The sequence below is a fragment of the Micromonospora sp. NPDC023966 genome, from assembly GCF_040639095.1.
Classification (GTDB): domain Bacteria; phylum Actinomycetota; class Actinomycetes; order Mycobacteriales; family Micromonosporaceae; genus Micromonospora.
This window is the reverse complement of sequence record NZ_JBEZZJ010000031.1, coordinates 13,772-28,378: the sequence shown is the minus strand read 5'-3', so window position 1 is coordinate 28,378 and position 14,607 is coordinate 13,772. Positions and strand designations below refer to the sequence as shown.

The following is a 14,607-nucleotide window of genomic DNA, read 5'->3' as shown; positions in this document are numbered from 1 at the left end:
GGAGCCAATGCCGGATCAGGCGGTGCGTTCCTGGTCGCGGACGCGGCGCCGACCGAGCAGCAGGTAGCCGAGGAAGCCGATGGCGAAGGAAACCGCCACCCCGAGGTTCGCGTACGCCCAGCCTCCGGTCCTTCCGCCGAGGCCCGTTGCCGAGAGCAGGTAGCCCTGCCAGGACAGCCACGAGGCCAAGCTGTTGGTTACCAGGCCCCAGCCGACGGCGGTGCCGGCGACGACGAGCCCGACCGCCGCCGCGCCGATCGAGCCGTATCGGCCTTCGTGCCGGTAGAGGTCCGCCTCCGCGTACGCCTGCCTGCGCAGCGCGAGGTCCGCGAGGAACACGCCGCACCAGCCGGCGATCGGCACGCCGAGGGTGATGAGGAAGCCCTGGAAGGGACCGATGAAGCTGCTGGCGATCCAGACGACGTAGATGGTGCCGAGGATCATCAGGACGCCGTCAATGCCCGCCGCCACCCACCTCGGCGCACGCAGCCCGAGGGTGAGCAGCGCCAGACCCGACGAGTAGATGTCCAGGACCGCGCCGCCGATGAGGCCGAGGATGGCGACGATCGCGAACGGCACGAGGTACCAGGTAGGGACGAGCGCCGTCAGGGCGCCGATGGGGTCGGCGGCGATCGCGCTGCTGAGCTGCTGGTCGGAGGCGGCGAGCAGCAGGCCGTCGACCACCAGGACCACGGGCGCCACGCTCGCACCGAACGTGGTCCAGCCGACGACGCCTCGGCTCGACGCGCCGCGCGGCAGGTAGCGGGCGTAGTCGGCGCCGGAGTTGACCCAGCCGAGGCCGAAGCCGGTCATCGCGAAGATGAGAGTGCCGATGAACGCCTCGACGGAGCCGCTCGGCACCGACGACACCGCGGCCCAGGAGACGTGGTCGGCGGTCAGCGCGACGTAGCCGACGGTCAGAACCGCGGTGGCGATGGTGATGATGCCTTGCAGGCGCATGATGGCGTCGAAGCCGAGGACCCCGGCGAGCACGACGATCAGGGCCACGACGAGGAACGCGACGACCTTGGTGAGGATGCCGCTGCCCCAGCCCAGCCGGTCGAAGACGGTCGCCGTGGCCAGCGTGGCGAGGGCGCAGAGCACGGTCTCCCAGCCGACGAGCAGGACGTAGCTGATGGCCGTCGGCAAGGCGTTGCCGCGTACGCCGAACGGGGCCCGGCTGAGGATCATCGTGGGCGCCGAGCCGCGCTTGCCGGCCAGCGACACGAAGCCCACGAGCAGGAACGAGACGACGGTGCCGAGCACCCCGGCGAACGTCGCCTGCCAGAAGGAGACGCCGAAGCCGAGGAAGAATGAGCCGTAGCTGATGCCCAGGACGGCGATGTTCGCGGCGCACCATGGCCAGAACAGGTCGCGGGGTCGGCCTCTGCGTTCCTCCTCCGCGATCACGTTGATGCCGTTGAGCTCGACGGGCAGGCCGGCCGGCCCGCCAGCGCCGGGCTTCGGGCCTTGACTCTTGGTGGGGTGGACCTCTGCGGTCATGGCTTTCCTTCCGCAGTGGGCGGGTGCGACTCGGGCGGGTCGAGGAGCTGTGGACGGTACGGGCGATGACCAGTGTCCGGGTGGCGGGCCTGGATGAACAAGGGTCAGGTCCCGTGCCTCGGAGATGTCAGTAGCGCAGGGCGCGGAGGTTGGCGTTAGCTGTCGCAGGCCGACGAGACGTCGTCCGGACGCGGGCTGTCGTTCTCAGTCAGGTATTGACATCCCCTCCCGCCTAGAGGCGGGAGATTCCCGCTTCCAGCGCCGTACGTCGCCGACGCTGGGTGGGTGGTCGACAGGGTGCCGAGTGGCTCCTGTCCCGGACTGCCCGCCCGGTGAGTGGGGTCGCTGCCTCGGCGGCGTCCCTGACGTTGATCGCCGCGTTCACGTCAGCGTCGGCGCCGCACTACCTGGAGCGGGGTGTTGCGGAGGTGCGCGAGCAGTTTGAGTGCGCCCAGTACTTCGAGCAGCAGAACCGGCCGGATTAGAGCCCCACATCTCGGTAAACAGAAGATCGCCCGCTCCGGCCGACACACCGGGTCGGCCGGAGCGGGCTAATCCGTGGGAGTCGTCAGTAGCGCAGGGCGCGGAGGTTGGCGTAGCTGTCGCAGGCCGACGAGACGCCGTCCGGGCGGGGGCTGTCGTTCTCGGTCAGGTAAAGGTCGACGCCGCTCATCTCTCTGTAGGCGAAGATGCGGGCGAAGTCGATGGTGCCCTCGCCCACGTCGGCGAAGGACCCGTTCGCGGCCATGTCCTTGACGTGGAACAGCGAGAACCGGCCCGGGTACTGCTTGATCAGCTCCACCGGGTCGGCGCCGACGCTGGACGCCCAGTACAGGTCGAGCTCCATGGCCACCAGGTTCGGGTCGGTCTCGCGGACCAGCACGTCGTAGCCGCGTACGCCGTTCTGGGCGGTGAACTCGAAGCCGTGGTTGTGGTACGCGACGGTGATGCCGGCCTGCTTGAGCGTGGCGCCGACGGTGTTGAGGGTCGCGGCCACCTTGGAGTAGTCGGCGAGGGTCCACGAGCCCGATCCGGAGATGCGGACGTACTTTGCGCCGAACGCCTTGGCGTTGGCGATGACGCCGTCGAGGTTGTTCTGGAGGTCGCCGAGGCCGATCCCGATGGAGGGAACGGCCAATCCGGCGTCGGCCACGAGGGGCGCGAGCGCGGTGGCCGTCTTGCCGTAGAAACTGTTGACCGCGCCCGACGGTTCGGCGTTGCGGTAGCCGCAGGCGGCGAGCGCGCCGAGGGTGGCTTCGGGTGCGGTCGGCATGGTGGCCCGGACTGTGTAGAGGACGAGGCCGATGCGGTCGTCGGGTAGCGCGCGGGTCCCCGATGCCGGCTGCGGTGTGCCGATCTCGGAGCCGGCCGCCGCTCGTACGATGCTCGCGCTCTCCTCGGGTGTGATGACGTCGTCCTGGCGGAGCGTGTTGGTCAGGCTGCTGACGGTGCTCACGAAGCTGCCGTGGTCGGCGAACGGGGCCTTCGCCCAGATGGCGTCCAGGATTGTGCATCCGTCACCGAGGTCGCGGTTGGGTACGCCCGAGTCGGCGCCGGCACGGCCGAAGAAGACCGTGGACGAGGTGGTGTAGCCCCACGGGCAGAGGTCGGCGGTGACCTGTTCCGCGGCGGGCGTCTCGGGTTCGGCGGCCGACGCCGGAGCCGCGGTGAGCGGCAGGAGTGTCGCGGCGAGCGACACGGCGAGCAGGTGACGGGCTCGCGGTCGATGGTGGGACGGGCGGGCGAAGCTGGAGTTCATGGTTGTCTCCCGGAAGTCGGAGGGGCAGGTGGTCAGGCCACAGAGGGGCAGCGCCACGGATGGCGGCTGCTGGAGGCTGTCGGGGGCCGCGCCGGGTCGGTGGTGGCGGGGCGGAGCGCCGCCCCGCCACCCGTGAGGCTCAGCTCACCGTCACGACCACGGTCGAGGACAGGGTCGCCCCGAGGTTGTCGGTGACGGTCAGCCGTGCCGTGTAGGTGCCCTTGCGGGCGTACGTGTGACTGGCCGACGCTCCGTGCACGGCGGTCGAGTTGTCGCCGAAGTCCCACGCGTGATCGGTGATGGTGCGTCCGGCCGCCGGCGAGGCGGTCCCGGTGAACGCGACCGCCAGCGGCGCGGTGCCGGTGGTGGGTGTGGCCGAGGCCGAAACCGTGGCTTCGGTCTGTTCGCGTACCCCGGCGCCGTTGAAGCGCAGCCAGTCCAGCGCCATCAGGTCGGGGGTGCCACCCGTCTGGTTCGGGTTGACGAAGACCAGGTGCAGGGTGGTCGTGCGGCCCGGATCGGTCAGCTCGACGGTGGGCGAGACGAGGTTGTCCCAGCCGCCGGTGCCGCCGATGGTGGCCCGGCCGAGGAGCTGACCGGTGGGGGAGTCGGCCCGGAACTCGATGTCGCCGCCGCTGCTGCCCGAGGCGACCCCGACGGTGACCGAGTCGATGTTCCGGAGGTTGACCGGGCCGAAGTTGATCCACTCGCCGTGATCGATGTCTCCGACGCGCTTGCCGGCGCTGGCCGTCGCACGGTCGAGCACCTGGATGCCGCTCTGGCCGTCGAAGTGCTCGGCCTCCTTGCTCTTGGTCTGCAGCTCCGCCCGGGTCGAGCCGACCAGCTCCGGCGCCCCGTTCGCCCCGCCGTCGGTGTATTGCGCGGAGAGCAGCGTGTAGAGGTTCTGGCCCGGGCCGTGCCCGTCGCCGCCGTTGCTCTCGGTCACGGCCACCCCGCTGCATCCGACGTAGTTGTCCAGCGGGTGGGCGTGTGAGTCGTGGCCGAGCTGGGTCTGTACGACCACCTTGGTGCAGTCGATGCTGCTCTCCTCCGGGTCGGTGACCGTCACCGTGTAGGGGATGCGGTCACCGAAGTCGAAGAAGGCGCCGTCGGGGACGCTGAGGGTCACGGTCGGCCGTGTGTTGCCGGCGGTTATCTCCTGTACGGCGACGGCCGTCTGCCCGTTGGTGGCGGTGACGGTGAGCCGGGCGGTGAACCGGCCCGGTGTGTCGTAGGTGTGGCTGGGGTTGGCGGCGGTGGAGTCGACGCTGCCGTTGCCGTCGAAGTCCCAGGCGTAGGTGATCGCGGTGCCGTCCGGCCCGCTGGAGCCGGCGCTGGAGAAGGCGACGGTCAGCGGCGCGGGTCCGGTGTCCTTGTCGACGCTGAGCTTGGCCACCGGGGGTCGGCTGTTGGCGACGTAGTCGATGCGGTAGATGCCCGCGCCCTCGTTGCTGCCGCCCCGACCGCTGCCGCTGCCCTCGCCGAAGTCGATGACGTAGAGGGAGCCGTCCGGCCCGAACTCCGCCTCGAACGGCTGGATCCACGACATGTTGCCGAGGATCCCGTTGATGGACTGCAGGTCACCGGGCTTGGTGGGGCCGAAGCGGGGATCGCTGAAGGTCTGGGCCGTCTCGTGGATCGACAGCGTCTTGAACCACCGCCGGGTCAGCTCGTAGACGATCCACTTGCCCTCGAAGTACTGGGGGAACTTGGTGAGCCGCGGGTTGGACGGGTCGTAGTCGTAGACCGGCCCGCTCATGGGGCCGCCGCCGCCCGTGCCGAGCTCCGGGAACTGAGGGGAGGCGGAGTAGGCGTACCAGACCAGCGCCGGCTTGGCCGCGGGGAGGTTGGTCAGGCCGGTGTTGTTGGGGGAGTCGTTGACCGGCGCGGCGCAGTTGAACTTCGGTCCGGAGGTCGAGGTGGCGAAGTCGTAGTCGTTGAACGGGATGTTGTTGCCGATGCAGTAGGGCCAGCCGTAGTTGCCGGCGCTGGTGATCCGGTTGAACTCCACGGTCCCTTCCGGCCCACGGTTGGGGTTGGCGGCCCGGGCGTCGGGGCCGTAGTCGGCGACGAGCAGCGCGCTGGTCTTGGAGTCGACCGTGATGCGGAACGGGTTCCGCATGCCCATGGCGTAGATCTCGGGTCTGGTCCTGGGCGTGCCCGGGGCGAACAGGTTGCCGTCCGGGACGGCGTACCCGCCGTTGGGCAGGGGCTTGATCCGCAGGATCTTGCCCCGCAGGTCGTTGGTGTTGCCGGCGGTGCCCTGCGCGTCGTACGCGCGGCGGCCGGCCCGCTCGTCGATCGGGTTGAAGCCGCTGGACTCGAACGGGTCGGTGTTGTCACCGATGGCCGCGTACAGGTTGCCCTGCTGGTCCATCGTCACCGAGCCGCCCATGTGCGAGTTGGCCCGGGCCTCACCGCGCCAGGTGGGGATGGTGAGCAGGCGCTTCTCCGAGTCAGGGCTGACGGTGTCGCCGTCGACGGTGAACCGCGACAGGTTCAGCTGCTTCTCCACCCGGTCGGACCAGAGCAGATAGAGCCAGTTGTTCTGGGCGAAGTGCCGATCCAGCGTCATGCCGAGCAGGCCGTCGGACTGACTGGTCTGCTCCGGCGTGTACGCGAAGTCCAGCAGCGTGGTGACCGTGAGGGTCTCCTGGTCGACGACCTTCAGCGCGCCGGTGCGCTCGATGTAGAAGACCCGGCGGTCCGGCGCCACGGCCAGCTCGAACGGGTCGGAGAGATCCTGGTTGACCAGCGGGACCCGCTCGAAGTTGTTCGTCCTGGTGGCGCCGCAGTCACCGGGAGCGGCGCCCGCGGCCCACCTGATGCCACCGAGCAGGTGCTGGAGGAAGGCCGGCTCCTGGAACGACGAGGCGCTGTGCCCGCCGGCGGTGAACCAGGACCGGCCGCCGTCGTAGTTCTGGCACCACGAGTACGGGTGGTCGACCCCCTCGTTCAGCCCGGGAATGCCGTCGCGCACCTTGATCTGGGCGAGGGTGTGGACCTTGCCGGTGGGGTTGGCCCGCCAGTTGTACCACTCCTCGCTGCGCTCCCAGAGCTCCGGCAGGTCCTTGGTGGACGGGTGGGCGTGGTCGAGGACCTTGATCCGGCCCGGGAAGGTGCCGCCCGTGACGGAGTAGTCCGCGTGCTGGTCGAAGATGGTCCCGACCAGTCCCTCGTACCACGACCAGTCCCGCTCGCTCGCCGACGCGGCGTGCAGGCCGACCCAGCCACCACCGTTACGGATGAACTTCTGGAGCGCGGCCCGCTGGTCGGCGTCGAGGAGGTCGCCGGACGCCGGGGTGGAATTGGTGTTGTTGAACACGAGGGCGTCGAAGCGGGCGAGGTTGGCATCGGTGAACGCGCCCGCGTCGGTGGTCGCCTCGACTTCGAACCCCTGTTGTTCGCCGAGTTGCCGGATGGCGGTGACGCCGGCCGGAATGGAGTCGTGGTAGAAGTTCGTGACCTTGGAGAAGACCAGCACCCGGAAATTGGCGTCGGTCGCGGATTCGGTGGCGGCCGCTGCCGTGCTCGGCAACAGGAGTGTGATGGCCGCGAGCAGGGCGAACAGTAGCGTGCGTTGGCGTCTCATACACGCGCTCCTTGGTGGGGACGGTGGTAAGAAAGCGCTTTCCACGTTTCCTGAACCCTACGAGATCCATTTCGGCGGGTCAATATTGCGGCGGCGTCCGCATTTCGGCCACTGCGGCGGTTTCATGGCACGCCGATAACCACTCCCTCGGGCGGAGGGGAGTGGTTATCGGTGGTCAGTTGAATGTCGACAACAAAATGGTGGCCGGACACCAGAGCCGGCAATTCCGGCCGGTCCTGGTGTCCGTCAGCACTCCTCCCGGCGGTTCCTCAGAACCGCAGCTTGCGCAGGTAGCGGTAGCCGACTTCGGCCGTCTGCTGCGGCGTCACGTCGGGGGTGTCGTTCTCGACGATGTACTCCAGCACGGAGTGCTCCCGGAAGATCCGGGCGAAGTCGATCGTCCCGGTGCCCAGGTCGGCCATGTCGCCGGTGGAGGCGTCCCGGTCCTTGACGTGGTACTGCAGGACGCGCTGCGGCGCGGAGCGGATGACGTCCAGGGTGAAGCCCTCGGGATCCGCGACGCCGTCACCGGAGTTGATGCCGCCGGTGACCGCCCAGTAGAGGTCGACCTCCAGGTGCACGAGCCGGGGATCGAGTTCCGCGGTCAGCACGTCCCAGGGCCGCTTGCCACCGCCGAGGTCGATGGTGAACTCGTGGGCGTGGTTGTGGTAGCCGTAGCGCAGGCCGGCCGCCCGCGCGGCGGCGGCCTCGGTGTTCATCTGCTCCGCCCAGCGCTTCCAGTCGTCCGCGCTCTCGGAGTACAGGTACGGCACCACGATGAACTGCTGGCCCAGGGTGACCGCGTTCTGGATCTTCTGCTCCAGCTCGGCCGCGCTGCCGCTGATCCCGTCGTGGCTGGAGCTTGCCTCGATGCCGATGCCGTCGAGGAACTGGCGCAGCTGGGCGGCGGTCCGGCCGAAGTAGCCGAGCGCCAGCTCCACGCGCGGATACCCTATCCGCGCGAGGTGGCTGAGGGTGGCGTCGTAGCCGGGCGAACCCCAGAGGGCGTCGCGCACCGTCCAGAGCTGCATGCTGATCATGCCTGGGGGTACGTGGTGCCGCCCGGTGCGGTGGGTGGTGGCCGACGCGGCCGTCGCGCCGACGCCGGACGCCGCGAGCCCGAGGCCGGCGAGGGTGGCCAGGGAGCCGCGCAGCAGGCTGCGCCGGTCAACGGAGCGCCGCAGCGCGGCCATCCCGTCGTATCCGTAACACATGGTTCCTCCTTCTCACGTGCTATGCGGTGGGGACCAGGACGACCTGGTCGGTGCCGGTCAGGGAGGGCAGGCCGTCACCGCCGGGGTCGGTGTAGGACGCGACGAACACCGCGGTGAGGTTGTCGTTCTCCGGGTCGTGGCCGGACGGCACCGTCGTCTGGATCGAGCCGGTACAGCCGTTGGCAGTGGTCTGCGGGTGTCCGTGCTGGTCGTGGCCGAGGACGTAGGTGACGCTGACGCGGGAGCAGTCCACGGGCTGGTCGTCCCTCACCCGTACCTCGAACTGCACCGTGTCGCCGAAGGCGAACGGCTGACCGTCGGCCGGCTTGACCAGCTCCACCACGGGCGCGGCGTTGCCGACCACGATCCGGACCGAGGCGGACGCCGAGAGACCGCCGGGGTCGCTGACGTTGAGCGTGGCGTTGTAGAGGCCGTTCTCCCGGTACGTGAACGTCGGGTTCGACTCGCGCGAGTCGACCTTGCCGTCGTTGTCGAAGTCCCACGCGTACTTCAGCCGGTCGCCGTCGTAGTCGGTGGTGCCCTCGCTGGAGAACGTGACGGTCAGCGGGGCGACGCCGTTCGTGGGCGTGGCCGAGGCCTGGGGGACCGGGGTGTGGTTGCCCGTCCAGCCGGTGTAGTCGATCCGGGCGAGCTGCGCGTCCGGGTTCTCGCTGAAGTAGCCGTCGCCGTACTCGAGCACGTAGAGCGCGCCGTCCGGGCCGAACTCCAGGTCCATCGGGTTGTCGAAGGTGACCGAGGGGAGCACCGGCTCGATACCGGTCAGCGCGCCGCCGGAGTTCAGCCGGAAGCCCTTCACGTAGTCCCGGGTCCACTCGTGGAACAGCGGCATGCCGTCGTAGTACGCCGGCCACGCGACCGGGGCGCGCCCCTGCGTCGTCGGTCGGGCGAACTGGTACGCCGGCCCGGCCATCGGGCCGATGCCGCCGGTGCCCAGCTCCGGGAACTGCGCCGACGGGCCGTAGTTGTACCAGACCTGCGGCTGCTGCACCGGGGGCAGGTTCCGTAGCCCCGTGTTGTGCGGTGACTCGTTGACCGGCGCGGCGCAGTTGAACGGCGCCCCGGACCGGCCGGTGGCGAAGTCGTAGTCCACGTACGGCAGCTGCGGGGTGGCGCAGTAGGGCCAGCCGTAGTTGCCGGCCTTGCGCGCGGCGAGCCACTTGCCGTGCCCGGCCGGCCCGCGCAGCGGGTCCGGCGCGCCGGCGTCCGGCGAGTAGTCGCCGACGTACAGGTCGCCGGTCTCGCGGTTCAGCTCGATCCGGAACGGGTTGCGCAGGCCCATCAGGTAGATTTCGGGACGGGTGCCGGCCGTGCCCTCCGGGAAGAGGTTGCCGTCCGGGATGCTGTACCCGCCGTTCTGGCCGACCGTGATGCGCAGGATCTTGCCGCGCAGGTCGTTGGTGTTGGCCGCGGTGCGCTGCGCGTCGTACGCCGGGTTCCGGCCCGGGCGCTCGTCCAGCGGCGCGTAGCCGCCGGACTCGAACGGGTTGGTGTCGTCCCCGGTGGACAGGTACAGGTTGCCCTTGGCGTCGAAGCCGATGTCGCCGCCGACGTGGCAGCAGATGCCCCGGTCGACCGGTACGTCGAGAATCTGCTGCTCGGTGGACAGGTCCAGCTTGTCCTTGACCAGCCGGAACCGGGAGAGCCGGATGGCGCCCTTGAACTTCGCGAAGTCCGCGGCGGTGCCCCAGGCCGGCGCGTCGCCCTCGTTGACGTCCGGGGTCGACGGGTCGTCGACCGGGGTGTTCATCGGCGGGGAGTAGTACAGGTAGACCCAGTTGTTGCCGGCTCTGCCGAAGTTCGGATCGATCGCGACGTTCTGCAGGCCCTCCTCATCGTGCCGGTAGACGTCCAGGGTCGCGGCGATCGTGTTGCGGCCGGTTGCGGAGTCGTGCAGCCAGACCTCCCCGGCGCGGGTCACGTGCAGCACCCGGTTGTCGGGCAGCACCGCGAGGTCCATCGGCTCGCCCGGGTGGTCGTTGAGGGTCACCTTCTGGAAGTCGCTGTCCGGCGGTGGGCTGGCCGCGTCGGGCGCGGCTGTCGCGACGGTGGGGGTGGCGACGAGTGCCGTGGTCGTCAAACCCGCTATGGCGAGCGCGAGTCGTCTCTTCATCTGCCTCTCCTTGTGCTCGGGACCGGACCGGGGCAGGTCGAGGGGTCAACTACTCCCTGCTGGACCTGTGTGCGGGCATGGCTGAGCCGCCCGTGCCCTGCGCACGCCGCCACCGCGGCGCCGGGTAGTGCTGGCGGCCTGCGGCTGCGTGGTCGGGGACGGGCGGAGGACGTGGTAGGGGACAGGTGACGGTCGGGTGTCGGCCGGCAGCAGGGCCGCCAACGTGGCGGTTAACCGCGACGAAACACCATCGATGTGGCCGACGCTACAAAAGACATGGCCATGTGTCTATAGCTTTCATCGCGTTCGACCGAACTTTCCTCCGACATGGACGAAAGTGGTGCTTCGCAATGCCTGCTCCCCGAGACGCAACCGGCGCGGACGTGCCGTCGAGGCGGATGACCGCCGCCCGGACCGCGTCAGCGTGGCTACGTGTCCCGTGGGGTGGCCGGTCTGAGTGGGGACCTGTGTGCGCGCCTCGTGTCGATGAGGACGATGGCGGCGAGGACTGCGGCGACCGCGACGGTGGCCAGCAGTGGTGGGGCGAACAGCAGCGGTGCTGACAGCACGAGCAGCGTGAGCAGGGCGATCGGTCGGTCCGGCGAGACACGGCCGAAGACTGTGTGCTCCAGGAGGGCCCGTCCCGCTACGAACAGCGCGGGCCCGCCGAGGAGGACGACGACCCACGTCGGGTGGCCGTGGCCGACCGGGTGGGTGATCACGAGTTCGTCGCCGACGGCGGTGACGACGACACCGGCCACCATCGTCAGGTGGGCGAGTGCCATGGGACGGGTCAGCCGCACGGGATCAGCGGCGACGGCGATGGCGTCGTCCAGTAGTTCTCCGGCGCGGTGGACGTAGATCCTCCAGAAGAGCACGGTGCTGAGGATCGACGCTGCGAAGGCGGTGGTTCGGTCGGCGGTGAAATCGGTCCGGGTGGAGGTAAGGCCCGTGACGAGGATCAGCTCGCCGAGGGCGATGATGAAGAGTTGGCGGTGACGCTCCGCCAGATGCTCGGCGGAGACAGGCCACTCGGGTGCGGTTACCCGCCCGAGCCGTGGTGTGGGAAATCGGAGCGTGAATGCGGCGTAGTCGAGAGCCGCGGCGAGGGTCCACAACACGCCACGTATGGCGCCGCCGGTGAGACCGCCGGCGAACCAGAGGGCAGCGGTGCCGGTGGACCAGACCAGTATTCGCCATGCGGTGCGCCGTTCTGGCTCGGGCAGGGCGACGGTGAGGAACAGCGGCACCGCGAGGTGAAGTACGGCGGAAACGCTCGCGAAGACGAGGCCACGCTCGCCGAAGGCGTCGGTCAACACGGCTGCCATCACGAGGCTGGCGATCATGGTCCCCAGGACGACCAGCTGAACCGCGGGACGGCGGGGGTCCAGCCGGTTCGTCAGCCACGCCGTGACGGTCCAGATCCACCACAGCGCGAGCAGCAGCACGAAGGTCTGGTAGGCGCCCGACCAGGTCAGATTCGAGACCAGCACTCGGGACAGTTGGGTGAGGGCGAAGACGAAGGCCAGGTCGAAGAACAGCTCCAGCAGCGCCACCGGCTGTCGCTCCCCGGGCGCCCTCAGCAACCCGACTGGCTCTTCTTTCCCCATCACCTGTCCCACTGGGCTGTCGGGCGGTCGGCTCTGCTGCCAGTCGATTATCCGCTGGCGGTTCCGCTCCGGGGCCGTTCGACGCCGTGCCGTCGGCGATGCCTCGCGTCGCGGACAAGTGTCAGGGCGATGACGAGAAGGCCGAGCAGGGCGACGACGGCATTGGCAGCCGTGAGGAACACGGCCTCGCCACGGGTGGCGTGGTCGAGGTGGGTCACGTGGAAGAAGAAGTGGGGTATGGCGAAGGTCGAGAATGCGGCCGCCGCGGGGATGGTGAACACGGCGCGGGGCGCGACGAGTGCTATGCCGAGAACGACGGCGAGGCCGAGGGTGGCTCCGCCGAAGTCTCGCGCGTAGTGCTCGCTGAACGGCGGGGTGAGGGCGACGGTCGGAAAGTTCTTGTAGAAGTTCTCGGGAAAGGCGTGGTTCCAGAACCCGACGACGAGTTCGTCGAGGAAGAGAACGGCCAGGGCGATCCGGATCAGCGCGGTCACCGCAGAGCCTCGGGTGCGGTCCTCTGGCGCAACGGGTGTCGGCCCTTCATCAGGCCCGCCTCGTGGTGCTCTGTGCCGCCGGGCTCGCCAACCACTCGTCGAAGGTCTGCCGGCCTCGGGGGCCGGGCCCGGTGGGCAGCAGGCCACCTCCGGCGATGGCCCGACCGGTGGCTCCCGGAAGGCGGAGCGGAAGGACGACGCGGTGACTGCCACCAGCACGTAGCAGGCGGCGAGCCATGTCCGGCATTCTCAGCTGCTGGGGGCCGGCGATGTCCGACACCAAGCCGGCCGGGTTCGCCAAGGCGAGGTCGACCAGACAGCGGGCGACTTCGTGGGCCGCGATCGGCTGGCTGAGCATCTGGGGCACCACCGCGACCGGTGCGAAATAGGCGATCGCCTGCGCGGCGAACTCGTAGAACTGGGTCGAGCGGAGCACCGTCGCGGGTACCCGGCCGTCCAGAACGAGCGCCTCCTGGCGTCGCTTGCCTGCGTAGTAGCCGAGATTCACCCGGTCGACGCCGACAATCGACAGAACGACGTGGTGCCGCACACCGACGCGCTGGCCGGCAGCGAGCAGGTTGCCGGTCGCCGTGCCGAAGAACTTCTCCGACTTCTTCCGGCTCGTCGTCACCACGTTGCTGACATCGATCACGACCGCAACGCCGGTCAGCGCGTCGTCCAGCCCGGAGCCGCGCATCAGGTCCACGCCTGTGGAGCGGGCGAGCACGACGGGCTCGTGGCCCGCGGCCCCGACGGCGTCGACGACGCGTCGTCCGACGCCGCCGGTCCCGCCGGCTACCGCGATACGCACTGAACTACCTCCCGATCCACGTCAGCCGTGACGCCGCAGTGGTGCGTCGCCCGGTCCGGGCGCCGGTGTGAAAAGGACATCAAGCGCTGTGCCGTCACCGTTGGTCCTACCTATCTGACTTCCCGCCAAGGCCGAAGTTCAGCAAAACGCCCTAAAGCGTGGAATGCTCACGCTCGCCCCGCCCCGAGGCCGGGAAGCTGCGCCTGCCGGCGGTGTAGACACCGCGTGAAACCGTCATGATCGCGAAAAGGAGAGCGAGTACGGCCACGCCTGCGGCGGCGTAGAACGCGACCACTGCACCATGGGTGACCCGGGCACGGAACGGGTTCGCCGCGGCGGCAGCCGCCGCGTCCGCTCCCACGGTGAACCCGGCTGTGCCGGCCACCGGGTGTCCGTCGGTGAAGGTCGCTCGCCAGCTGATCTCGTACCCGCCGTCGGGCATACCCGCGTCCACCGGCTGGATGAGCGTCGCGCCTCTGACGGCTGGTCGACCGCCGGCCCAGTCCGTCCCCGTGCGGTCCATGATCGTGACGGTGCTGTCCGGGTTGATCGCGGCGGCGAACACCACCTCAACCCGGCGCGGGGCGGTCGGGAGCGCGGCACCGTCCGCCGGCGTGATCGAGTGCGTCGCGCCGTGGGCGAACACAGGGGTTGGCGCGCCCGCCAGCGGGAGACCAGCAGCCAGCGCGACCGTGACGATCAACCCGAGGGTACGACGAATGAGAGGTGCCCGGCCGGTGCCCGGCTCGCCGGTCACGCCCTCGGCAACACGTCTGTACATGGCATGCTCCCTCCGCCGCAGACGACCGCGGCGTCCGAAAGTGGGACCGAACGACGCCGCGATTCGTGACAGCAGGGCCGGCCGCTCGGCGACCTGTCACAAATCGGAGAGCTGCTCGGTCCGTAACCGGTGACAGCACGCCCACCACCGGGCGATGGACATCCGACGCACCCAGCTCCGTCGGCTGGCACCCCTACTGCGCGGTGACACCTCGGCCGGCCAGGACAGCGTAAGGAGCAACAACTCGTGACCGTCATCATCCGCATCGCATTGGCGATCCTGTTCGTCGACAACGCCGTGGTCGGGCTCTGGAACGCGATCTGGCCGGCGAGCTTCTACGCGAACTTCCCGACGGTGGACCTCACGCCGCCGTTCAGTGAGCACTACGCGCGGGACTTCGGCACCGCATCACTGGCGATCGCGTTGCTGCTGGGCATCGCGGCGGTCAAACCCAAGGCCCACTTCGTCATCCCCGCCGCGGCGGCCTACTCGATCTTCGGGGTGCCGCACTTCTTCTATCACCTCGCCAACATGGAGAACGCCACCGTCGGGGAGGCGGTCCTCCTCACCACCGGAAACGCGGCCGTGGCGCTCGTCGGCCTGGTGATCATCCTGCTGACGGTGCTGCGCGACCGCCGAGCGGCTCGACTCGGCTTCGCGCCGGCTCCGGCCGCCCACTGAGGCGATCCCCCCGAACGGGCCCCATGAACCG

General features: G+C 69.5%; 10 protein-coding genes. 1 reads left to right on the top strand and 9 read right to left on the bottom strand.

What is annotated here, in order from left to right; genetic code table 11:
• Positions 1-15 precede the first annotated feature (15 nt).
• The 9 genes from AB0F68_RS27905 to AB0F68_RS27865 all read right to left on the bottom strand — a co-directional run bounded on the left by AB0F68_RS27905 (position 16) and on the right by AB0F68_RS27865 (position 13,871).
• The gene (locus AB0F68_RS27905; protein ID WP_357343531.1) at positions 16-1,503 is read right to left on the bottom strand and encodes a cytosine permease; all 1,488 of its coding nucleotides are present in this window, start codon (positions 1,501-1,503) and stop codon (positions 16-18) included.
• Between the two features lie 568 nt (positions 1,504-2,071).
• Complete coding sequence (locus tag AB0F68_RS27900; protein WP_357343528.1) at positions 2,072-3,262, bottom strand: sugar phosphate isomerase/epimerase; 1,191 nt, start codon at positions 3,260-3,262, stop codon at positions 2,072-2,074.
• Positions 3,263-3,401: 139 nt separating this feature from the next.
• Complete coding sequence (locus AB0F68_RS27895; protein ID WP_357343526.1) at positions 3,402-6,854, bottom strand: ThuA domain-containing protein; 3,453 nt, start codon at positions 6,852-6,854, stop codon at positions 3,402-3,404.
• 269 nt (positions 6,855-7,123) lie between these two features.
• Entirely contained in the window at positions 7,124-8,068 is a 945-nt protein-coding gene (locus AB0F68_RS27890) for a sugar phosphate isomerase/epimerase (protein ID WP_357343524.1), read from the bottom strand.
• Positions 8,069-8,087: 19 nt separating this feature from the next.
• Positions 8,088-10,199 carry a PQQ-dependent sugar dehydrogenase gene (locus AB0F68_RS27885; protein ID WP_357343522.1) on the bottom strand — a complete coding sequence of 704 codons (2,112 nt, stop codon included), beginning with the start codon at positions 10,197-10,199 and terminating at the stop codon, positions 8,088-8,090.
• 428 nt (positions 10,200-10,627) lie between these two features.
• Positions 10,628-11,755 carry a low temperature requirement protein A gene (locus AB0F68_RS27880; RefSeq protein ID WP_357343520.1) on the bottom strand — a complete coding sequence of 376 codons (1,128 nt, stop codon included), beginning with the start codon at positions 11,753-11,755 and terminating at the stop codon, positions 10,628-10,630.
• A gap of 101 nt (positions 11,756-11,856) precedes the next feature.
• On the bottom strand, positions 11,857-12,303 hold the full coding sequence (locus AB0F68_RS27875) for a hypothetical protein (protein ID WP_357343518.1): 447 nt from the start codon (positions 12,301-12,303) through the stop codon (positions 11,857-11,859).
• A gap of 49 nt (positions 12,304-12,352) precedes the next feature.
• Entirely contained in the window at positions 12,353-13,030 is a 678-nt protein-coding gene (locus AB0F68_RS27870; RefSeq protein WP_357343516.1) for a 3-beta hydroxysteroid dehydrogenase, read from the bottom strand.
• Between the two features lie 235 nt (positions 13,031-13,265).
• Positions 13,266-13,871 carry a copper resistance CopC family protein gene (locus tag AB0F68_RS27865; RefSeq protein WP_357343514.1) on the bottom strand — a complete coding sequence of 202 codons (606 nt, stop codon included), beginning with the start codon at positions 13,869-13,871 and terminating at the stop codon, positions 13,266-13,268.
• A 270-nt stretch (positions 13,872-14,141) separates the two neighbouring features.
• Here AB0F68_RS27865 and AB0F68_RS27860 point away from each other — a divergent pair, with 270 nt between their 5' ends.
• The gene (locus AB0F68_RS27860; RefSeq protein WP_357343512.1) at positions 14,142-14,576 is read left to right on the top strand and encodes a hypothetical protein; all 435 of its coding nucleotides are present in this window, start codon (positions 14,142-14,144) and stop codon (positions 14,574-14,576) included.
• The last annotated feature ends 31 nt before the right edge of the window (positions 14,577-14,607 follow it).

What these genes read in the sequence shown, in the direction of transcription:
- AB0F68_RS27905 (WP_357343531.1), bottom strand. Translation starts at nt 1,503, where the DNA reads ATGACCGCAGAGGTCCACCCCACCAAGAGTCAAGGCCCGAAGCCCGGC.
- AB0F68_RS27900 (WP_357343528.1), bottom strand. Translation starts at nt 3,262, where the DNA reads ATGAACTCCAGCTTCGCCCGCCCGTCCCACCATCGACCGCGAGCCCGT.
- AB0F68_RS27895 (WP_357343526.1), bottom strand. Translation starts at nt 6,854, where the DNA reads ATGAGACGCCAACGCACGCTACTGTTCGCCCTGCTCGCGGCCATCACA.
- AB0F68_RS27890 (WP_357343524.1), bottom strand. Translation starts at nt 8,068, where the DNA reads ATGTGTTACGGATACGACGGGATGGCCGCGCTGCGGCGCTCCGTTGAC.
- AB0F68_RS27885 (WP_357343522.1), bottom strand. Translation starts at nt 10,199, where the DNA reads ATGAAGAGACGACTCGCGCTCGCCATAGCGGGTTTGACGACCACGGCA.